The organism is Endozoicomonas sp. 8E, from assembly GCF_032883915.1.
GTDB lineage: Bacteria > Pseudomonadota > Gammaproteobacteria > Pseudomonadales > Endozoicomonadaceae > Endozoicomonas_A.
Genome location: NZ_CP120717.1, coordinates 4,306,249 through 4,330,365, shown reverse-complemented (window position 1 = coordinate 4,330,365; position 24,117 = coordinate 4,306,249). Strand labels below are relative to the sequence as shown.

At 44.5% G+C, this 24,117-nt stretch carries 3 protein-coding genes; all 3 read right to left on the bottom strand.

What is annotated here, in order from left to right; translation table 11 throughout:
• Window positions 1-328 precede the first annotated feature (328 nt).
• The gene (locus tag P6910_RS14100) at window positions 329-8,530 is read right to left on the bottom strand and encodes a hypothetical protein (RefSeq protein WP_317141923.1); all 8,202 of its coding nucleotides are present in this window, start codon (window positions 8,528-8,530) and stop codon (window positions 329-331) included.
• A 631-nt stretch (window positions 8,531-9,161) separates the two neighbouring features.
• Window positions 9,162-15,728 carry a hypothetical protein gene (locus tag P6910_RS14095; protein ID WP_317141922.1) on the bottom strand — a complete coding sequence of 2,189 codons (6,567 nt, stop codon included), beginning with the start codon at window positions 15,726-15,728 and terminating at the stop codon, window positions 9,162-9,164.
• 280 nt (window positions 15,729-16,008) lie between these two features.
• Window positions 16,009-23,961 (bottom strand): hypothetical protein, encoded by a 7,953-nt coding sequence (locus P6910_RS14090; protein ID WP_317141921.1) that lies wholly within the window; start codon window positions 23,959-23,961, stop codon window positions 16,009-16,011.
• Between the last annotated feature and the right edge of the window lie 156 nt (window positions 23,962-24,117).

The following is a 24,117-nucleotide window of genomic DNA, read 5'->3' as shown; positions in this document are numbered from 1 at the left end:
ATAGATCCCAATTGATGATTATTAATTTATTAATCAGAGTTGACCTGTTAAACAACAGTTTTTATTTATTGAATTGTTCTGATCTCTATGGAGCCTGAGGAAAAATAGCAGTGGGTTCGGGATGTAGCAAGAGTGGCTTTGTAGCTGAGCGAATAGCTTTTAGTGGAGTATAGGTAACTTTGCCAGTCGCTGAACTGTCGAATCCTGGTTTGACTGCTTAGAAAACTGCCGCCGTTTATAGAAAAATACTGAGCGTAAACTGAACATATGCCTTCAGTTTACGTATTTGGTCTTCCTGCTACTCCTACTGGTTAGGTAATTAATGAAGTCACATGCCTTTTAAATTCTCAAAACGATCGAAATGAAAATCTGCCTTTTGCTTCTCTCCCAGAAATAAGGCGGAAGTGGCCGAGATCGAATGTAAAAAGGCCAACCAGGTAGAAAGATCTATATTATATTCTTCGAAGGTATTGACCATTGCCTCCCGGGTATCATCGTACATAGCCGTTAGATCGGCGGTTGCCAGAAGTGTCAAGAAAGTTTTTTTCATTGTTTCATTTTCTTCAATTTTCTTTGTCATTATCTCATTCCAGAACAGATCCCTTTCGTTTTCAAAGTTCTCATTGAGGGTCTCGTAAGCCCATAAATAATAATGAATCAGGGCTGACTTTTTACGATGCTTCTTCAAAAGAGCATTACTTATAGCCTCGTAATTTGGGTGCGACCCCAGCTTGGGCAGATTATAAACGAATTCATCTAAACCGGTTTCCGGTTGTGGTGTTTCCTGTACTTCTTCCAACAATTTTTTATAGTCAAACCGGCTTAGCTTGTAGCTTGCAATACTCTCTGATAATTGATCACTATCAGAATCTGTTGCTTCGTATGGTGTATCCAGAAGATCTGATTTATCCAATACAAAAGCTTTGACAAGGCTTAAATACTTTTTAATACTTTCTGGCCTGTCGCCATTGTTGATTTCACTGTCCAGAAAAATACCATAATACTCTGGTCTATCGCCAATGGTTAGCTGCCTTGTTTTCTCTAGTGGTTTCAGAAGTATTCCCTCAATACTGTCTGGATCATTTGTCCTGGGAAATAGCGCATTTTCAGTTTCAAAGCCGTCATTACTGAACAGAAACTGGATGCGATAGTTTGCAGGGCAAATCAAAAGATACTTTGTGAGCATTGCCGGCCAACCAGCCTGTGGGATATGCAGAAGATTAAACCGTTTATCAGTAAAGATTCTGATGGCTGTTTCGGCCGAAAAACGCACACCAAGCAAAGAGCTTGCTAGCAAACCGGGCAAAATTTCCGTAACAATCTTACCCGCTTCAATAAAGATCTTCTCTCCTGGTCTTTTGGTCGATGTGTATTGAATAACAGGCTTATAGATTGAGTCTTTTTGCCAGGCTTCTGATGTCTCGTCCTGATAATACTGGTAGTGGTTTGCTAGCCGCATAAATACCAGAGATTCCAGATAGCCACCATAATGAAAGCCAATTTCACGTGCTTTCATAAAATGATTATGAGCACTGGCCAGGACGCTTTTGCGACCGGTTAATATTATCTTCTGGTGGTCAGAACTTATTTTTGCTTCCAGAAGTGTCAATCCAGCCAGACAATGAAGCCAGCCTGACATCTGTAAAGATTGATAATCCAATTTACCCTCATATTGGTTTAACTGCTGTTTTAATTTCTGATAGCCAATTTTTATGGCTTGCTCGGTAGCAAGAATAAAAGTACTTTCGTCTCCATTCCAGAACTTTTTCACGCTGTTACTGTTAAAGACAACATTGTTCATGACGTTTGAATCCATATTATGGGTGGCAGTCTTGACCGGCTTATGCCATACAAAGTTCTTCAACCCGTTGCGTAATATTTTCCAGGCATCTGATTCAAACTGAAGTTTTTTTGCCTTTTCTGCATTTTCACCGATAAGTGTGAGAATATGCTGGTGAACCAGCAAAATAATGTTGTAAAACGATTTGGTATCTTCAGCAACCAGTTCGCGAGATAAACCAATTAATTTTTTCAGAAGTTGTAAGTCATGACCAAAATGCATAGCGGTTAAGAGAGCCTGGGTATCGAAGGGTTGGGCTTTAAGATGAGGGAGAGCCAGCTCTGCCTCTGGTAGTGCACCAACCAGATGAAAAGCAAGCTCTATAATATCTGCCATTGCCCGATTTTCAGGTTCAGTATCTTCAGAGAGATTCCTCTGAGCCTTTTTCAGGTATGCGGGGAGCTCCGAGTTTAATTCAGGGCGAATTATAGAAAAGATAATGGTCAATATGGATAAGTCCAGGCAAATAAAATCAATCAATTCCGTTCGGTCAGTGGCGAAGTAAAGTATCAATCTTAATGCTGCTTCTGTTCTTTCTGCCGCTTCTACTATTGTTTCCCTTAGCGTATCGTCTAGCGCTTCCTCTACCGCTTCCTCTACCGCTTTCGCTTTCTCGTCCGTTAACATTTCTATTATCGTACTCGCTGCCGCTTTACCTGTATCTGCCAACTTACTTATCGCTGCCACCACCGCTGTCGATTTCTCCAACGCTGTAGCATTCGACTTCGCTTTTAGTGTCACTTTTATGGTTGCTTTCGCTAACGCCATCGCTTTCTCTTTTGCGTTCGCCTTCACTTTCACTATTTCGTTCGCTATCTCGTTGTCGTTGTCGTTCTCGTTCGTTACCGCTACACCTACTGCTATGGCTACTTCTACTATGGCTTCTTCTGCCGCTTTCGCAGTCTCAATTGCTGCCGCTGAGGCTGACTCAGCCGATTCCTCTTTTTCATGCTGTTCGTCTAGCAGATACCGGGTATCTGTAAATAGTTGGCCCAATCGATTCAAAACAACATCAACTGCACCATCAGAGCCTTTTACCGGAAGCTGCTCCAGAAATTCTCTCAGTACATGTATGGAAGGTGTTACCCTGCCTGGAATCTCGCCTTGAGGGTTTTTCAGGTAAGTGTCGGCATCAAAGGCCAGTTTCAGTGCGAAAGGCTTTGGAATCAGTGCCAGCCATTTGAGTAATAGTCCAGCCAGAACCGGTGTATCTGCGCGCGATTCTAATAAAATCTCAATAGACTGTGACACCCCGGAGAATGCAGAGCAATAGGCCTGCATTGCTGAATTAGGCTTTCCTCCCATGCCATGTTGAAAAAACAGAAAGAGCATTGAGGCATAGGGGAAGTTAAGATCTCTGGACACTAAAATAGACTCCCTTATCTTGTTCGCGTTGAGTTTGGCTTCCGGGCTAAAGGACAGTTCAATAGTTCTGTTGTCATCGGACATTTTGGCCCCTATCATGGCTAGTGCCTTCAGAAAATAGTAATAACCTATTCCCAGCTTGTTTGTTGAGTCATTGCTATTTTTTACCAGAGCCTTTCTGAATGTAGTGATGTGATCTTCTACCTGTTGCAAAAACTTTTTCGGGTTTTCCTGCATAAATCTGACTTCCTGAATAATATTGTTATCCAGCTGAAATAAATACTGGGTATGTAGTCGTTCATTGAATGGTCCTGTTGATGGTCGAATCGCTGGCTTCAGTTCTGTTGGCTTTCTGGCTGCATTTACGGTTCTTTTTGTTTTTGCAGAGTTTGTACCTGCTCCAGACGACAGCTGCCTCAAAGTGGATGGAGTGGGGGAAGCCGGAACCTTTTTGATTTGGATAAAATCTCTTGAAAGCAGAAAAGATCGGGCAAGAATCCAGTCTTTTTTTAAATCGGATCTGGACTTTTTAATCGCTTTATTGCTTATTTTGTCCTGATGTTCGTCAAATATTTCCTTTTCAGTCTTGCTGTTTTTGCTTAACGAAGCTTTGAGATAGCTTTCCCAAAAACCCACTTTCCAAAAGGCTATGAATCTGGGTTGATGATGTTTGAGCAATTGTCCGATGGGCTCAGTGTCCATGAATGCTTTCAGGTCAGTCATGGCCAGCACATATGGGAAACAAGATATATCAATGACCTGAGATTTTTTTTTCGAGTCTCCCTTAATTTTCAGGGCGTTGAGGCTGTACGACCAAAGTTCACTATGAATCTGACCGACTGCGGGTTCTTTTTTTCTTTCAAGTATCAGTATCAATGACCCGATGCTTTGTTGCAGCTCCCGGGTTCCTGGACGAACTGCTTTCAGGGCTGTCAATATAGAGGGGTTATCCGGTTCTCTCAGGGCACTGAGAATGGCCTTTGCCTCTTTGCCTCTGTCTGAGAGTTCTGATTCTTTGGCTAAGCCCTGCTCAATCCTGGTCAGGGTGGTGACGTCTGTATCCTGATAGAGCTGCTCCAGAAATCCACCATTCATTAGGCCTTCAACCTTCACTTGATTGAAGCTTGTTTGTCTGGAAACCTTGCTGCGTAAAAGCCGGTTTACAGGTTCCATCTGAGGCCAGCCTGCCGGATGCTGGTTGTGTAATTGCATCGCGATTAATAATTGGTAGGCAAGCGGTATACCGGCAAGGGCTGCCGGTAACAGCAGCTCGAAAGCATTTTCATAGATCTGAAGTGCTTCTGGTTTTCCAGGTGGGATTTTTTGGTTCAGAATGAACAACGCCTGAATCAGTTGTGCATAGGGAAAGTGGTTTTCATAAGCTGCCTGTTTTAACCTTGAGCGCTGCTGACTGTCGGGGGTATTAGCCATATTGATGGTGATGACCGGCTGGTCACCGGATGTATCTGCAGAAGCCCCTGAACAAGCCAGTATTTGCAGGGTTATTGCTTTTCCTTCCTTAAGTTGATTTTGCAGTGTATCGAGTTCTGTATCGGAGGCAGGCTTTTCTTCAGGCGCTTCGTTTTCTTCAGAGTCTCCGCAATCGTGTGCCTTTGTTGCCCTGTTCAGCTCGCCCGGGAGGTTATAATCCATCTCCTTAAGCCAGTTTGATATTTCTATGGACTGAGACAATGCCGTTTTGAAATCGATCGTATCCGAGATTGACTTTTTGGCGGCGGTTTCGGTTTTTCGCTTTTTTGAACCTTCAGCCAGGACGGGTGCCACTGGCTTACTGTTATGAGCTATTGTAGGGCGTTGATCGTTCGCACCATTTTCTATCTTATTCTCTACCTTAATAGTGCTTTCCTGTACATTGTCAGGTTGTGGCTTGATATAAGGAATCAGAAATTCGGGTAACCTGGATGATTTTGAATAGCGGCTGAACAGTGACTGTCGAATAATCTCTTCAACCTGTTGTTGATTATCACTCGCAAGCAAGATTTTTAATGCGTTTTGAGCATTTTGCCTCCGTCGCTTTGTTGCATCAGTACCTGGGTAAGTTTGATCAAGTTGCGTGTCCTGAAGTAGTTTTTCAACTAGAGCGGGCAGGCTTGGCATAAGCAGTTTGGAACCCCTGGCATAAGGTTCTACACGTATAAAATCGAAGTACCCTTCAGGACCGGCAGAAATATCGATTGATAAGATTCGCCACTTTTTTGCTTTGCTATCGCTCAACCCCATGGTCTTTTCATTGTTTTTATCAGGAGAGCAGTTGATCTTTACGGTGTTCCTTCGTCGTCTGCGCTGCAATTCTTTTGGGTTGGCTAAAACCATAGTGTGAATGTTGCTGCGTCTAACGATGGTACCAGACAGAGCGCTTCTCAGTTTTTTCTCTAAAGACGCCGCAATGGTTTCCAGATTTTTGATATCCCTGACTGCCAAATCAATATCATTGGTAACAGGTGCCTTGCCAAGTTCGGTGGGTTTAACCAACGATGAAAGATGTTGCGACCTGGCTAAACCTCCATAAACAAGAGCATCTCCAGTATCGGATAAAACTCTCTCGATTTCTGTATAGGTTTTTCTAAAAACAGGTGCGAGCACCAACAGTGCAGGAATTACATAGCGGATATCCTGTTTTTTTACTAACAATGCGCCCTCGGAACAACTTTTTAAATGATTATCCAAAGATTGCATTTCGTTGTTTATCGTTGATGTAGAGAGATCTGGAGCTATAAAGGCGATATAGTTACTGGCAGAGTCTTCCCAGAAAAAAACCACTGCTCCAAGCACGTTACTACTAATGTACAAGGTTCCATCGGGGTCCTCTGTATCGTCGAACGGGTAACAAACCAGACCTAATTTATTGTAAAACCTGAACAGGTTCTGTCCGTGTTTTTCCTGCATGAATTTATCGGGTGCATTAAACGCCTGTTTTAGCGCTTGGCTGGCAGATTTTATGGACGCCTCTTTTAGCTCTTCGCTGGTAGATTTTATGGCGTTGCTCTGCAGACTTTCCCGGCATAATAATATGTCTTTTTGCCATTGTGGAAACAACTCCCATAAAGCATTGTCAAACTCACTGTCTTGCAGCCATTTGTTTTCCTTTTCGTTTAATTGGGATCGTATCAGGAAGTGAGTGAACCACAGGTTGTTATCACTGTGATCAAACAGTCTTACAGCGAGATTCTCGTGAAACAGGAACGTATGTATATCTTCAAGCCCTTCCAGAGGTTGTCGAGTCCTATGATCACGGTTTATATCATGGCTATAGCAGCGATATTTCTGACCATCAGGAACGATGGCCAGTATAGAATTATGCAGGGCTTTTGATGCCAGCACCCTATGTTGCTGGTTTTTCGGATCAAAACCCCGGAGCATCTGGTTATATAATGCTTCACTTTCACAGTCAGGTGATTGGCATTGACGGACCAGGGTTTCAAAATTTTCACTGGATTTGATATCAAGGAGTTCTGGAAGAAAATCCGATCCATGGATGACTCTTCCAGGCCAAAGTCCGCAGTGTCTGTAAAAATGCAATAGATGTTTAAGCAAGGATTCAGAGGCTGTTTCGTTTGTTTGTGTGACTGGGTGGTTGCCGTCAGGTGGTGGCGGCTCATTATCGTCAATATTGTTCCTACCGTCAGGACTGGCAGTTCGTTTACTTTTGTTGCCACTTTGTTCCGCTTTTTGTGCAGAGGGATAACTCGGGCAGGATTGAGATTCAGGCGGTCCATTATTCCCCTGGACACCAGAAGCAGTCATTATGCCCGATGTAAACCTCGTAGAGGGGAGTGACATATCTCGCTGATGAGGAATGGCAGGAGGATGAAAACCGTCGAACACGTTACTTGTTTCGGGCACCAAGGCCAGTGGGTTTGCGTTTGTTTGATGGCTAAAAAAAGGTGATACACGACCGAAAAAGTATGAGTTGACAGGGTGTCCCGGAAACTCCCGGTTTAAATAGGTCAACACATTGCTCAGTAACTCAGGCCGCCGTTTAACAAACTGGTAAAGTGAGCCTGGGTCGCTCAGAATCTGCTCCCTGACCCGGGCACTGAGGCTTTTGGGTATGGGTGCTGTGAACCCTGAGAGAATTCCCCGCCATTGATAGAAATTAAAGGGCGTACTGGTCGCCGTGTTCATAAGCAGGGCGGCCAGGTTGAGATGCTCACTTTCTACCAGGGTGCCAATGACGGGTCCGTCCCAACCGGCGTAATGATCCTCGACATTATAAGGGGCATCAGCGAACCCCATGACCAGTACCGGGTCACCTGCTCCCCAGAAATGGTATTTCCGATGTCTGTCGTTGCGGGCGATGAATAAAGAAGATCTCGACCAGGGCGGATGGGTATCATTGCCGGGCGATACCTTTTCCAGTGCCCAGAGGTTAAAGTACTTCCCGGTCATGAGTGCCGGGCTGGGTTTTATGGCAGTCTCGGGAATGCCCGGTTGATAAAGCCAGCTTTGATCCGACCACTGATAAAGCCAGTGATTATTTTGGCAGGCGTGTATTTTTTCTTTGCCAGCTGGCTTGCTTTTAATGGGTTCTCCAAACAACTTATCGTGGGAATAGAGGCAATCAATAGCTTGATTGACCCGCTTAATAGAGTGACTGTCCAAAGCGGTTTGCCCGTCAGCGCTGATGATGTCTTTTTTAGCCAGTTCGTGCAATAGCCAGGGTTTTGCGTGATTCAGCGGGAAGTCAATAAGAACGCTCTGACACTTTTTATGCTCTGTAAGCGGATTGGTCTGGCAGATAATGGCCTGCAGGCGATTGAGCTGATCCTCTCGCCAGGGGCGCAGGAAAAGGGTACTGGTATTGGTGTCGTTTAGCAGTTTCCACAGCGACAGCCAGGCAGAAAGAGAATCACCCTTGACGGCCTGAGTCTCTGACGATGATGTCGGGGGTGAGGCTGTAATCTGCCATACAGGATGATTTTCAATGCAAGCGGTTTGCACTGACAGTCGTCCTTTCAGCAAAGAGTGATCGATCATCACCGGATGTGGGTTGCAATCGGGGGCGTCATTAAAAGCCCGGGACAGTGAGGGGAAACCGCGACTGAAAGAAGGGTAAGGTACGGTTGAAGGAGGCAGCAGTTTTGCTAACAGAAACCAGGGCAGGTGACTCAACCATTGATTCTTGAAAAAAAGGGACAACTTTTCGGGTGTGCCAACGTCGTGTATTACGTGATAATGGTTACCCAGCTTAAGGTGGAAATTATTGGCTTTAAATCCGGCGTAAAGACCCAAAAAGCGGATTTCTGGTTCACTGTACCCGGGTTCACTCTGGTAGCCGGAGGCATGACCTGTTTGTACGTTCATTTCAATCATGAACAGCAGCGCAATCAAGAGAAGTTTTAACAGTCTTCTGTGACAAACAAGCATAGAATTGCCGTAGATCCCATTTGATAATTATTAATTTGTCAATCAGAGTTGACCTGTTAAATAACAGTTTTTATTAATACTGATTGAATGAATTGTTCTGGTCTCTATGGAGACTGAGGAAAAATAGCAGTGGGTTCATGATGTAGCAAGAATGGTTCCGTGTTCGGTTTGGCTACTGGTTTCGAATCTTGTGATAACGTTTTTATGTCGCTGCGGCAGTTAGCAGCTCTGTTTACAGAGGCCAGACTGGCAGCTGCGGATCAAAGCAGTAAACTCAATCATTGTGCGACAGAATTTATTTAATAAATTGATATCGGTTGGGAGCCGTACATTAGTTTGTTCCATGTTCATTGGTGAGATCTTTTGGCAGTCGAATTCGAAATGAGTGGCCAACCGGACGGTTCCGAACACTAATATTTTCCAGAAGGTTTTCATCCTTTAAGGCGTTTATGCCTTCGGTCACAACAATGGCATATAGCTTCAGCTAATTAACAGAGGTGGAGCGCAGAGGTATGGAAAAAAGCTGGCCTTCAGATAGGCGAAACCAACGGATCAGGTACTTAATGACTTAATATTTATTCAATTCTTTAAAGTAATTGATATTGAAATCTGTCTTTTGTTTATCATTCAGAATAGCGGCGATTTGTGCTGCCATACAGTGAAAAAAAGACAGCCAGGGATTAAGATCTTTTTTGTATGGTTTGAATGCGGTGCTCATGGCCTCCCGGTTATCATCGTACATGACCGTTAGATCGGCGGTTGCCAGAAGTACGAAAAAAGCCTTTCTCATTGGTTCATTTTCTTCAATCTCCTGTTTCATTATCGCATTCCAGAACAGATCCCGTTCGTTGTTGTGGCCATCACTGATGGTCTCGTAAGCCGACAAATAATAGTGAATCAGGGCTGACTTTGTACGATGTTTTATCAAAAGAGCATTACTTAAAGCCCTATAATTCGGGTGGGGTTGGAGCCAGGACAAGTGATAAATGAATTCACCTAAACTGGTTACAGACTGTGATGTTTCCTTCAACACTTCAAACAATGTTGTAGAGTCATCCCGGCTTGGCTCATGGCTGGCAATATTCTCCGACAATTGATTAATATCAGAAGCTGTTTCCCCGGATGATGTAGTCGGAACCTCTGATGTGTCCAATACAAAAGCTTTGACAAGCCTTAAATAATTTTTAATATTTTCTGGTCTGTCACTATTTTCGATTTCATTTTTCAGCCAAATTCCATATTGTTTTGGTCTTTCTTTAATTGAAAATTGCCTTTTTTTCTCCATTGGTTTCAGAAGTATTCCCTCAATACTGCCTGGGTCAATTATCCTGGAAAATAACGCTTCTTCAACTTCAGGTCTATCATTACTGAACACAAATTGGATGTTATGTTCTATGGGGTTAATCAAAAAAAACTTTGCGATCAGTGCTGGCCAACCAGCCTGAGGGATATGCAGAAGATTAAACCGTTCATCAGTAAAGACTCTGATGGCTGCTTCAGTGGCAAAACGTACACTATGTAGAGAGCTTGCCAATAGCCCGGGCAAAATGTCCGTAACAATCTTACCCGCTTCAATAAAGATCTTTTCCCCGGGCTTTTTGGTCGATGTGTATTGAATAACGGGCTTATTGGCCAAGTCTGTTTGCCAGGCTTCTGATGTCTCGTCCTGATAATACTGGTAGTCGTCTAGCCGCATAGCCAATAGCGATTCCAGATAACCACCATAGGGGAAGCCGAGTTGACGTGCTTTCATGAAATGATCATAAGCACTGGCCAGTGCACTTTTGTGACCGGTCAATACAATAGTCTCTTTTAACTTTTTGGCGTTGAGTTTAACTTCCGGGCTACAGGGCAACTCAATCGTTTCGTAATCCTCTGAAATTTTGGCCCCCATCAGTGTCAGTGCCTTTAGAAAATAGTAATAACCCATTCCCAACTCGTTTGTTTGATTTTTATTTTTTAGTAAAGCCTTTCTGAATACAGAAATCTGCTTTTCCACCTGTGGCAAAAAAAATGCCGGGTTTTCCTCAATAAATTTGACTTCCTGAATAATATTGTCATCCAGGTGAAGCAAATATTCGCGATGTACATCCCGATTGAATGCTCCTGTTGAGGGTCGGATACCAGGCTTCAGTGCTTTTGGTTGACCAGCTGCGTTTGCGGTTTTTTTTGCTTTTTCAGAATTTTTACCTGTTTCAGACGTTAGTTGCACCGGAGTAGATGGAGTAGGGTGAGGCGGAACCTCTCTGATTTGAATAAAATCTCTTGCAAGCAGCAAAGAGCGGGCAAGAATCCAGTCTTCTATTAAATCGGGTCTGGACTTTTTAATCGCCTTATTACTTATTTGGTCGTGATGCTCGTCAAATATTTCCTTTTCACTCTTGCTGTCTTTGCTCAACGAAGCCTTGAGATAGTTTTCCCAAAAACCTACTTTCCAAAAGGCTATCAATCTGGGTTGATGATTTTTGAGTAATTGTCCGGTTTGCTCAGTATCCATGAATGCTTTCAGGTCAGTCATGGCCAGTACATGCGGGAAATAAGCTATATCCATGAGCTGAGATTTTTTTTTCGAGGCGCCCTTAATTTGCAGGGCGTTGAGGCTGTATGACCAAAGTTCACTGTGAATCTGACCGGTTGCAGGCTCTTGTTTTTTCTCCAGTATCAGTATCAGTGACCCGATGGTTTGTTGCAGCTCCCGAGTCCCGGGACGAACTGCTTTCAGGGCTGTTAATATCGAGGCGGTATCCGGTTCTCTCAGCGCATTGACAATAGCCTTTACCTCTCTACCTCTGTCAGAGAGGTCTGACGCTTTGGCTAATCCCTGCTCAATCCTGGTCAGGGTGATGTTGTCTGTATCCTGATAGAGCTGCTCCAGAAATCCACCATTCAATAGACCTTCAACTTTTACCTGGTTGAAGCTTGGCGTTCTGGAAGCCAGGCTGCGTAACAGCCGGTTTACAGGTTCCATCTGGGGCCAGCCTGCCGGATGTTGGTTGTGTAATTGCATCCCGATTAATAATTGGTAGGCAAGCGGTATACCGGCAATGGCTGCCGGTAACAGCAGCTCGAAGGTTTTTTCATAGATCTGAAGTGCTTCTGGTTTTCCAGATGGGAATTTCTGGTTCAAAATGAACAACGCCTGAACCAGTTGTGCATAGGGGAAGTGGTTCTCATAAGCGGCCTGTTCTAAGTCTTCGCGCTGCTGACTGCCCGGAGTATTAGCCAGATTGATGGTGATGACCGGTTGGTCACCGGATGTGTCAGCAGAAGCTCCGGAACAGGCCAGTATTTGCAGGGTTTTTGTTTTTCCGTTTTTCAACTGATTTTGCAGTGTATTGAGTTCTGTATTGGGCGCAGGGCTTTCTTCAGGGGCTTCGCCTTCTTCAGTGGCATCGCAATCTTGTATCTTTATTGCCTTATTCAGCTCATCCGGAAAGTTATAATCCATCTCCTTAAGCCAGTTTGATAGTTCTACGGACCGTGACAATGCTGATTCGACATTGATCCTATTCGAGATTGGCTTTTGTGAGGCGGTTTTATTCTTTCCCTTTTTTGACCTTTCAGCAGGATCAGGTACTACTACCTCACTGTTATCAGCCACTGTAGAGTGCTGATCGTCAGGGCTTGCTTCTTCTTCGGTATCGCTCTTTTCTGGCACAGTGATAATGTCGCTTATTTCCGGTTGAATCCCTTCGGCATAAGTGGCAATAGTGCTGTCCTGTTCATTGTCAGACTGCGGCCTGATATAAGGGTGCAGAAATTCCGGTAACCTGGATGATTCTGAAGAACTGCTGAACACTGACTTTTGAATAATTTTCTTTACCTGTTGCTCAGTGTCAATTAATAGCAATATTTTTAACGCATTTCGGGCATTTTGCACCCGTCGCTTCGCATAAATACCCGGGCAGGTTTGATCAGGTTGCGTGTCCTGAAGCAGTTTTTCAACCATAGCGGGCAGGCTTGGCATAAGTAGTTTGTAACCCTTGGCAAAAGGTTCTACACGCATGAAATCGAAATACCCTTCAGGACCGGAAGAAATATCGATCGATAAGATTCGCCATTTTTTTGCCTTGTAACGGACGTCCCCCATTGTCTTTTCATGGTTTTTATCGAGAAGACAGACGATTTTTACGTTGTGTAGTAGCCGTCTGCGCTGCAATTCTTTTGAGTCAGCTAAAGCCATAGCATGAATAATGCTGCTTCTAACAATGGTGCCAGACAGGGTACTTTTTAGTTTTTTCTCTAAAGAGGCTGAAATGGTTTCCAGACTTTTGATATCCTTAACTGCCAAATCAATATCATTGATAACAGGGACCTTGCCAGGTTCGGTGGGCTTAACCAATAATGAAAGATGTTGCCACCTGGCTAAACCCCCATAAACAAGAGCATCTCCAGTATCAGATATAATATTCCAGATTTCTGTATAGGTTTTTCTAAAAACAGGTGCGAGCACTATCAGTGCAGGAATTACATAGCGGATATCCTGTTTTTTTACTAAAAATGCGCCCTCTGCATAATTTTTTAAATGATTATCCAAAGACTGTATTTTGTCGTTTATTGCGAATGTGGAGAGATCCGGAGCTATAAAGAAAATATATTTGCTGGCGGAGTCTTCCCAGAAAAAAATCACTGCTCCAAGCAGGTTTTTGCTAATGTAAAATGTTTCATCGGGGTTCTCTGTATCGTCGAACGGGTAACAAACAAGGCGTAATTTGTTGTAAAAACTGAATAGGTTATGTCCGTATTCTCCCTGCATGAATTTATCGGGTGCAGTAAACGCCTGTTTTAGCTGCTTGCTGGTAGATTTTATGGTGTTGCACTGAAGACTTTCCCGGCATAATAAAATATCTTTTTGCCATTGTGGCGACAGCTCCCATAATGCATTTTCAAACTCATTGTCTCGCAGCCATTTGTTTTCCTGTTTGCTCAAGTGGGAGCGGTTCAGGAAGTGATTGAACCACAGGTCGTTGTCACTGTGATGGGACAGTCTTACAGCGTGATTCTCGTGAAACAGGAACGTATGAATACCTTCAAACCCCTCCAGAGGCTGTTGTGGCCTATGATCATGGTTTATATCATGGCTATAGTAGCGATATTTCGGACCACCAGGAACAATGACCTGTATAGAATTTTGCAAGGCTTTTGATGCCAGCATCATGTGTTGTTGGTTTTTCGGATCAAAACCCTCGAGCATCTGGTCATATAATGCTTCACTGTCGCAGTCAGGTGGTTGGCATTCACGGACCAAGGTTTCAAATTTTTCACTGGATGTAATATCAAGTTGTTCCTGAAGAAAATCCGATCCATCAATCACTCTTCCAGGCCTGAGCCCAAAGCGCCTGTAAAAATACAATAGATGTTTAAGCAAGGATGCTGAAGATACTGCGTTTGCTGGTATCACCCGGTGGTTACCGCCCGGTGGTGGCTCATTGTCATCAGCATTGTTCCTACCGTCCGATTGAGCACTTCGTTTGCTTCTGTTGCCGTTTTGTTCCGCTTTTTGTTCAGACGAAAAAGCCAGGCAGGATTGGGAAGCAGGCGGCCCACTATCCCCTTGAATACCAGAAACAGTCATTATGCCCGATGTAAAACCCGTAGAGGGTAGTGACCTATCTGGCTGATGAGGGATGCCAGGAGGATGAAAACCGTCGAATGCGTTGTTTGTTTCGGGCACCAAAGCCAGTGGGTTTGCGTTTGTTTGATGGCTAAAAAAAGGTGATACACGACCGGAAAAGTATGAGTTGACAGGGTGTCCCGGAAACTCCCTGTTTAAATAGGTCAACACATTGCTCAGTAACTCAGGTCGCCGTTTAACAAACTGGTAAAGTGAGCCGGGGTCGCTCAGAATCTGCTCCCTGACCCGGGCACTGAGGCTTTTGGGTATGGGTGCTGTGAACCCTGAGACAATTCCCCGCCATTGATAGAAATTAAAGGGCGTACTGGTCACCGTGTTCATAAGCAGAGTGGCCAGGTTGAGATGCTCACTTTCTACCAGAGTGCCAATGACGGGTCCGTCCCGACCGGCGTAATGATCCTCGACATTATAAGGGGCATCTGCGAACCCCATGACCAGTACCGGGTCACCTGCTCCCCAGAAATGGTATTTCCGATGTCTGTCGTTGCGGGCGATGAATAAAGAAGATCTCGACCAGGCCGGGTAGGTATCATTGCCGGGCGATACCTTTTCCAGTGCCCAGAGGTTAAAGTGCTTCCCGGTCATAAGTGCCGGGCTGGGTTTTATTACAGTCTCGGGAATGCCAGATTGATAAAGCCAGCTTTGATCCGACCACTGATAAAGCCAATGATTATTCTGGCAGGCGTGTATTTTTGCCTTGTCAGCTGGCTTGCTTTTATTGGGTTCTCCAAACAACTTATCGTGGGAAGAGAGGCAATCAATAGCCTGATTGACCCACTTAATATAGTTGCTGTCCAAAGCGGTTTGCCCGTCAGCGCTGATGATGTCTTTTTTAGCCAGTTCCGGCAATAGCCAGGGTTTTGCGTGATTCAGCGGGAAGTCAATAAGAACGCTCTGACACTTTTTCTGTTCTGTAAGCGGATTAGTTTGACAGAGAATGGCCTGCAGGCGATTAAGCTGATCTTCTCGCCAGGGGCGCAGGAAAAGGGTACTGGTATTGGTGTCGTTTAGCAGTTTCCACAGCGACAGCCAGGCAGAAAGAGAATCACCCTTGACGGCCTGAGTCTCTGACGATGATGTCGGGGGTGAGGCTGTAATCTGCCATACAGGATGATTTTCGATGCAAGCGGTTTGCACTGATAAGCGGCCTTTCAGCAAAGAGTGATCGATCATCACCGGATGAGGATTGCAATCGGGGGCATCACCAAAAGCCCGGGACAGTGAGGGGAAACCGCGGCTGAAAGAAGGGTAGGGTACGGTTGAAGGAGGCAGCAGTTTTGCTAACAGAAACCAGGGCAGGTGACTCAACCATTGATTCTTGAAAAAAAGGGACAACTTTTCGGGTGTGCCAAGGTCGTGTATTACGTGATAATGGTTACCCAGCTTGAGGTGGAAATTATTGGCTTTAAATCCGGCGTAGAGACCTAAAAAGTGGATTTCTGGTGCACTGTACCTGGGTTCATTCTGGAAGCCGGAGGCATGACCTGATTGTACGTTCATTTCAATCATGAACAGCAGCGCAGTCAAGAGAAGTTTTAACAGTCTTCTGTGACAAACAAGCATATGGTTGGTCTAGATCCCATTCGATAACTATTCATTTGTTAATCAGAGTTGACCTGTTAAACAACCGTTTTTTTATACTGATTGAATGAATTGTTCTGACCTCTATGGAGTCTGAGGAAAAATAGCAGTGGGTTCAGGATGTAGCAAGAGTGGCTTTGTACCTGATCCTAAACTGAACACAAGTCTTCAGTTTACGCATTTGGCCTTCCTGGTTTTTTTACAGGTCAGGTACTGAATGAAGTAATATTTCTTTTTGGTTTTTAAAATGTTCTTTATGAAGAGCTGCCTTTTGTTTATCTCCCAGAAGGAGCGCGGAAGTGGCTGTGATCGAGTGTAAAAAGGTTAACCAGTAAGCAAGATCTATCTTGTATCGTTTGAAAGCGGTGATCATAGCCATCCGCTTGTCTTCATACATAACAGTTAGATCGGCGGTTGCCAGAAGAGCAAAAAATGCTCTTTTCATTGGTTTGTTTTTTTCAATCTTCTGTGTCATTATCCCATCCCAGAACATGTCTCGCTCGTTATCACAGTTATCATTGAGAGTCTCATAAGCCCATAAATAATGGTGAACCAAGGCTGATTTTGTGCGATGTTTCTTCAAAAGAGCATTGCTTATAGCCTCATAATTTGGGTGAGATTTCAGCTGGGGCAGGTTATAAACGAATTCATCAAAACCGGTTTCAGGTGGTGGTGTTTCCTGAAGTACTTCAAACAATTTTGTGTAGTCATACCGGCTTAGCTCATAGCTTGCAATACTCTCTGAGAGTTGATCACTATCAGAGGCTGTTGTCTCGGATGCAGTATCCAGCACCTCTGATTTATCCAATATAAAAGCCTTGACAAGGCTTAAATACTTTTTAATATTCTCTGGCCTGTTACTGCTTTTTATTTCGTCGTCCAGAACAATACCATATTGCTTCGCTCTTTTTTTAATGGGGGAATGCCTTGTTTTCTCCAGTGGTTTCAGAAGTATTCCCTCAATACTGTCTGGATCATTTGTTTTGGGAAATAACGCTTCTTCAACTTCAGGGTTATCATTGCTAAACATAAATCGGATATTATGGTGGATGGGGATAATCAAAAAATACTTTGCGATCAGTGCTGGCCAGCCAGCCTGAGGGATATGCAGAAGATTAAACCGTTTATCAGTAAAGACCCTGATGGCTGCTTCAGCAGCACAACGTACACCAAAAAGAGAGCTTGCTAATAGCCCGGGCAGAATGTTGGTAACAATCTTACCCGCTTCAATAAAGATCTTTTTCCCCGGTTTTCTGGTCGATGCGTATTGAATAACAGGCTTATAGGTTGAGTCTGTCTGCGAGGCTTCTAATGTTTCGTCCTGATAATACTGGTAGTTGTCCATTCGCATAGCCACTAGTGATTCCAGATAACCACCATAAGGGAAGCTGAGTTGCCGCGCTTTCCTGAAATGATCATGTGCGCTGGGCATGACTTTTTTGCGATCAGTTAATACTACCTGCTGCAAGTCAGAGCTTATTTGTGCCTCCAGAAGCGTTAATCCTGACAGGCAATGAAGCAAGCCTGACATCTTTAATGATTGAGAATCCACTTTATCTTCATATTCTTTTAGCTGCTGCTTTAATTTCTGATAGCCAACTTTTCTGGCTTGTTGAATGGCAATAATAAAAAAATTTTCGTCTCCATTTGTGAACTTTGCTAAGTTATCACTGTTAAAGAGAAGATGGTCGATGACTTTTGATTCAATATTATGTGCAACAGCCTTTACTGGCTTATGCCATATCGAGTGCTCAAATAAAGTACGTAATTTTTCCCAATCACTTGAAACAATCTGGAGTTTTTGTGCCCTTTCAGCATTTCCACCAATAAGCGTGATAATATATTCGTGAATCAGCAAAAAGGTGTTGTACCAGTACGATGTGGTATCCTCGGTAACCAGTTCAGGGAACAAGTCAATTATTTTTGTTAGAAGTTGTAAGTCATGACCAAAATGAAGTGTGGTTAAGCGGGCCTGCCCAGAGAAGGAAAGGGTTTTGAGATGAGGGAGGTCCGGCTTTACTTCTGGTGCTTCATTAACCAGATAAAAAGCAAGTTCTATAATATCTGCCATTACCTGCTTTTCAGGATCACTGTTTTTAGTGAGCTCCTTCTGAACTTCTTTCAGGAACGTGAGGACGTCGGAGTTTGATGCCAGGCCGAATACAGAATAGTTAATGGTCAGCATGGATAAATCCAGGCAAAGAAAATGCATCAATTCCGATCGACCGGTGGCCAAGTATAGTATTAATCTTAATATTGCTTCCTTGTTCACTACCGCTGCCACTGCTGCTGCCTCTTCCGCTAGCGCTTTCGAAGTCTCTTTCGTCGCTAGCGTTCCCGCCAATGTTTCCGCTCTCGCTACCGCTTTTTCATAATGTTCGTTTGGCAGAAATTTCTGGCCTATTCGATTCAAAACAACATCAACTGCACCATCAGAGCCTCTTACCGGAAGCAGTTCCAGAAACTCTCTGAGTATTTGTATGGAAGGTGTTACCCTGCCCGGAATTTTGCTTTGCGGGTTTTTCAGGTAAGTGTCTGCATCAAAGGCCAGTTTCAGTTCGAAAGGCTTAGGAATCAGCAACAGCCACTTGAGTAATACTCCGGTCATAACCATTAGATTTGAGTCCGATTCCAATAAAATTTCAATAGACTGTGATACACCGGAGAACGCAGAGAAATAGGCTTTCGATATTGCCTCAGACTGTCCTTCCATACCATGTTCAAAAAACAGCAAGAGCAACGGGGCATAGGGGAAGGAATGACCTTTACACAACAAAATAGTCTCTTTTATCTTTTTGCCGTTGAGTTTGACTCCAGGGGTAAAAGACAACTCAATGGTTTTGTCGTCATCTGACATTTTGGCCCCTATCATGGCCAGTGCCTTCAGGAAATAGTAATAACCGATTCCCAGATTGTTTGTTAAATCGTTGCCATTTCTTACCAGAGCCTTTCTGAATTCAATGATGTGAGTTTCTACCTGTTGCAAAAATTTCCCCGGGTTTTCCTGAATGAATTTGAGTTCCTGAATAATGTTGTTATCCAGTTGAAATAAATACTGGTTATATACTTGTTCATCGTGTGGTCCTGTAGATGGTCGGATACCAGGCTTCTGTTCTGGCTGTCTGGCTGTGTTTACGGTTCTTTTTGCTTTTTCAGAATTTTTAGCTATTCCAAGCCTTAGTTGCGCCAAAGTGGATGGAGTGAGGGAAGCCGGAACCTCTTTGATTTGAATAAAATCTCTTGAAAGCAAAAAGCTCCGGGCAAGAATCCAGTCTTTTATTAAATCGGGTCTGGACTTTTTAATCGCTTTATTGCTTATTTTGTCATGATGCCCATCAAATATTTCCTTTTCACTCTTGCTGTCTTCGCTCAACGAAGCCTTGAGATAGCTTTCCCAAAAACCCACTTTCCAAAAGGCTATCAATCTGGGTTGATGACTTTTGAGTAATTGTCCGGTTTGCTCAGTATCCATGAATGCTTTCAGGTCAGTCATGGCCAGCACATGTGGGAAATAAAATGTATCCATGAGCTGTGATTTTTTTTTCAAGGCTCCCTTAATTTGCAGAGTCTTAAGGCTGTATGACCAAAGTTCACTGCGAATCTGACCGGCAGCAGGCTCTTGTTTTTTCTCCAGTATCAGTATCAGTAATCCAATGGTTTGTTGCAGCTCCCGAGTCCCGGGACGAACTGCTTTCAGGGATGTTAATATCGAGGCGGTATCCGGTTCTCCCAAGGCATTGACAATAGCCTTTACCTCTCTGCCTCTGTCTGAGAGGTCTGACGCTTTGGCTAACCCCTGCTCAATCCTGATTAGGGTGATGGCGTCTGTATCCTGATAGAGCTGCTCCAGAAATCCACCATTCAATAGACCTTCAACTTTTAACTGGTTGAAGCTTGTCGCTCTGGAAGCCACGCTGCGTAAGAGCCGGTTTACAGATTCCATCTGGGGCCAGCCTGCCGGATGTTGGTTGTGTAATTGCATCCCGATTAGTAATTGGTAGGCAAGCGGTATACCGGCAATGGCTGCCGGTAACAACAGCTCGAAGGTTTTTTCATAGATCTGCAGTACTTCTGGTTTTCCAGATGGGAATTTCTGGTTCAGAATGAACAACGCCTGAACCAGTTGCGCATAAGGGAAGTGGTTCTCATAAGCCGCCTGCTCCAAGTCTTTGCGCTGTTGACTGCCTGGGGTATTGGCCAGGTTGATGGTGATGACTGGCTGGTCTGCGGATGTATCAGCAGATGCTCCGGAACAGGCCAGTGTTTTCAGGGTTTTTGTTTTTCCGTCCTGCAGTTGCTTTTGCAGTGTATCGGATTCCGTATCGGGCGCAGGGTTTTCTGCAGGGGCTTTGCTTTCTACAGAGGCTTCTTTTTCTAGAGAGGCTTTGCAATCTTGTGTCTTTATTGTCCTATTCAGCTCGTCCGCAAAGCTATGATCCATCTCCTTAAGCCAGTTCGATATTTCTACGGACTGAGACAAGGCTGTTTCGAAATCGATCGTATTCGGGATTGACTTTTGGGCTGCGGTTTTATTCTTTCTTTTATTTGAGCGTTCAGCAGGATCAGGTGCCGTGGCAATGTCGTTTATTTCTTTTTGCTTCTGTTCCTTCTCATGGGAATGGAAAGAAGGATCTGTTGTTATCGCCTCTGCACCTTCACTATTACTTTCCAGTGCCTTGTCAGGTTGGGGCTTGATATAAGGAAGCAGAAATTCCGGTAACCCGGATGATTCTGAAGAATGGCTGAGCAGTGACTGTTGAATCATCGCCTGAACCTGTTGCTCAGTGTCATTCGCCAGCAAGATTTTTAATATATTTTGAGCATTTTGCCCCCTTCTCTTTGCATCAATTCCCGGGTAAGTTTGATCAGGTTGCGTGTCCTGAAGCAGTTTTTCAACCATAGCGGGCAGGCTTGGCATAAGTAGCCTGGAACTCGTGGCAAAAGGTTCTACACGGGTGAAATCGAAATACCCTTCAGGACCGGCAGAAATATTGATCGATAAGATGCGCCATTTTTTTGTCTTGCAAGCGGCGAATGTTATTGTATTTTCTTTGTTTTTATCGGGAAAGCAATGGATCTTCAAGGTGTGCAGTAAACCTCTGCGGCGCAATTCTTTCGGGCTGGCTAAAACTATGGTGTGAAAGTTGTTGCGTCTGACGGTAGTGCCAGGCAGGGCGCCTGTTAGTTTTTCCTCAATAGAGGCCGAAATCTTTTCCAGACTTTTAATATTCTCAACGGCCAGATCAATATTATTGGTAACAGGTACCTTGCCCAGTTCGATGGGTTTAAACAATGACGAGAGATGTTGCCATCTGGCTAAACCCCCATAAACAAGAGCATCTTCAGTATCGGATATAATACTCTCGGCTTCTGCATAGGTTTTTCTAAAAACAGGTGCGAGCACCAGGAGTGCAGGAATCACGTAGCGAATATCCTGTTTTTTTACTAAAAATACGGCCTCGGAATAATCTTTTACATGATTATCCAAAGACTGTATTTTGTCGTTTATTGCTGATGTGGAGAGATCAGGGGCTATAAAGGCGATATAGTTACTGGCAGACTCTTGCCAGAAAAAAACCACTGCTCCAAGCACGTTTTTGCTAACGTAAAATGTTCCATCAGGGTTCTCTGTATCGTCGAACGGGTAACAAACAAGGCGTAATTTATTGTAAAACCTGAACAGGTGATGTCCGAGATCTCCCTGCATGAATTTATCGGGTGCAGTAAACGCCTGTTGTAGCACTTCGCTGGCAGATTGTATGGACGCCTCTTCCAGCAGTTCGCTGGCAGATTTTGTGGACGCCTCCTCTAGCCGTTCGCTGGCAGATTTTATGGCGTTGCACTGGAGCGTTTCCCGGCATAACAAAATATCCTTCTGCCATTGTGGAAACAGTTCCCATAAAGCATTTTCAAGGGCATTGTCTTCCAGCCATTCGTTTTCCTGCTTGTTTAAGTAGGAGCTGATCAGGAAGTGAGTGAACCAGGGGTTGTCGTCACTTTGATGAGACAGTTTTACCGTGTGATTCTCGTGAAACAGGAACATATGGATATTTTCAAGCCCGTCCAGAGGCTCTTGAGGCGTATGGTCATGGTAGCTGTGGGAGAGATATCCCCGACCATCAGTAACAATGACCTGTATAGAATGTTCCAGTGCTTTTGATGCCAGCATCATGTGTTGTTGGTTTTTTGGATCAAAACCCCCAAGCATCTGGTTATATAATGTTTCACTGCCACAGTCGGGTGGTTTGCATAGACGGAGCAGGGTTTCAAATTTTTCCCTGGATGTGATACCAAGCTGTTCTGAAAGAAAGTCCGATCTATGGGTCACTCTTTCAGGCCGAAGTCCGGAGCGCCTGTACAAATAGAATAGATGTTTAAGCAGGGATGCTGAGGATACAGCGTCTGCTGGCGTGACCGGATGCTTCCTGTCCGGTGGTGGCGGCTCATTATCGTCAATATTGTTCCTACCGTCCGATTTAGCACGTCGTTTACTTTTTTTGCCGCTTTTTTTCGCTTTTTGTTCAGAGGGATAACCCGGGCGGGATTGAGATGCAGGCGGTCCATCATTTCCCTGGACACCAGAAGCAGTCATTATGCCCGATGTAAAACCCGTAGAGCGTAGTGACCTATCTGGCTGATGAGGGATGGCAGGAGGATGAAAACCGTCGAACGCGTTGCTTGTTTCGGGTACCAGGGCCAGTGGGTTTGCGTTTGTTTGATGGCTAAAAAAAGGTGATACACGACCGGAAAAGTATGAGTTGACAGGGTGTCCCGGAAACTCACTGTTTAAATAGGTCAACACATTGTTCAGTAACTCAGGTCGCCGTTTAACAAACTGGTAAAGTGAGCCGGGGTCGCTCAGAATCTGCTCCCTGACCCGGGCACTGAGGCTTTTGGGCATGGGTGCTGTGAACCCTGAGAGAATTCCCCGCCATTGATAGAAATTAAAGGGCGTACTGGTCACAGTGTTCATAAGCAGAGTGGCCAGGTTGAGATGCTCACTTTCTACCAGGGTGCCAATGATGGGTCCGTCCCGACCGGCGTAATGATCCTCGACATTATATGGGGCATCTGCGAACCCCATGACCAGTACCGGGTCACCTGCTCCCCAGAAATGGTATTTCCGATGTCTGTCGTTGCGGGCGATGAATAAAGAAGATCTCGACCAGGGCGGATGGGTATCATTGCCGGGCGATACCTTTTCCAGTGCCCAGAGGTTAAAGTACTTCCCGGTCATGAGTGCCGGGCTGGGTTTTATCGCAGTCTCGGGAATGCCAGGTTGATAAAGCCAGCTTTGATCCGACCACTGATAAAGCCAATGATTATTCTGGCAGGCGTGTATTTTTGCCTTGTCAGCTGGCTTACTTTTATTGGGTTCTCCAAACAACTTATCGTGGGAAGAGAGGCAGTGAATAGCCTGATTGACCCGCTTAATAGAGTGACTGTCCAAAGCGGTTTGCCCGTCAGCGCTGATGATGTCTTTTTTAGCCAGTTCCGGCAATAGCCAAGGTTTTGCGTGATTCAGCGGGAAGTCAATAAGAACGCTCTGACACTTTTTCTGCTCTGTAAGCGGTTTAGTTTGACAGAGAATGGCCTGCAGGCGATTGAGCTGATCTTCTCGCCAGGGACGCAGGAAAAGGGTACTGGTATTGGTGTCGTTTAGCAGTTTCCACAGCGACAGCCAGGCAGAAAGAGAATCACCCTTGACGGCCTGAGTCTCTGACGATGATGTCGGGGGTGAGGCTGTAATCTGCCATACAGGATGACTTTCGATGCAAGCGGTTTGCACTGATAAGCGGCCTTTCAGCAAAGAGTGATCGATCATCACCGGATGAGGATTGCAATCGGGGGCATCACCAAAAGCCCGGGACAGTGAGGGGAAACCGCGACTGAAAGAAGGGTAGGGTACGGTTGAAGGAGGCAGCAGTTTTGCTAACAGAAACCAGGGCAGGTGACTCAACCATTGATTCTTGAAAAAAAGGGACAACTTTTCGGGTGTGCCAACGTCGTGTATTACGTGATAATGGTTACCCAGCTTAAGGTGGAAATTATTGGCTTTAAATCCGGCGTAGAGACCTAAAAAGCGGATTTCTGGTGCCTTGTACCCGGGTCCATTCTGGTAGCCGGAGGCATGACTTGTTTGTACGTTCATTTCAATCATGAACAGCAGCGCAATCAAGAGAAGTGTTAACAGTCTTCTGTGACAAACAAGCATAGAATTGCCATAGATCCCAATTGATGATTATTAATTTATTAATCAGAGTTGACCTGTTAAACAACAGCTTTTATTGATACTGATTGAATGAAT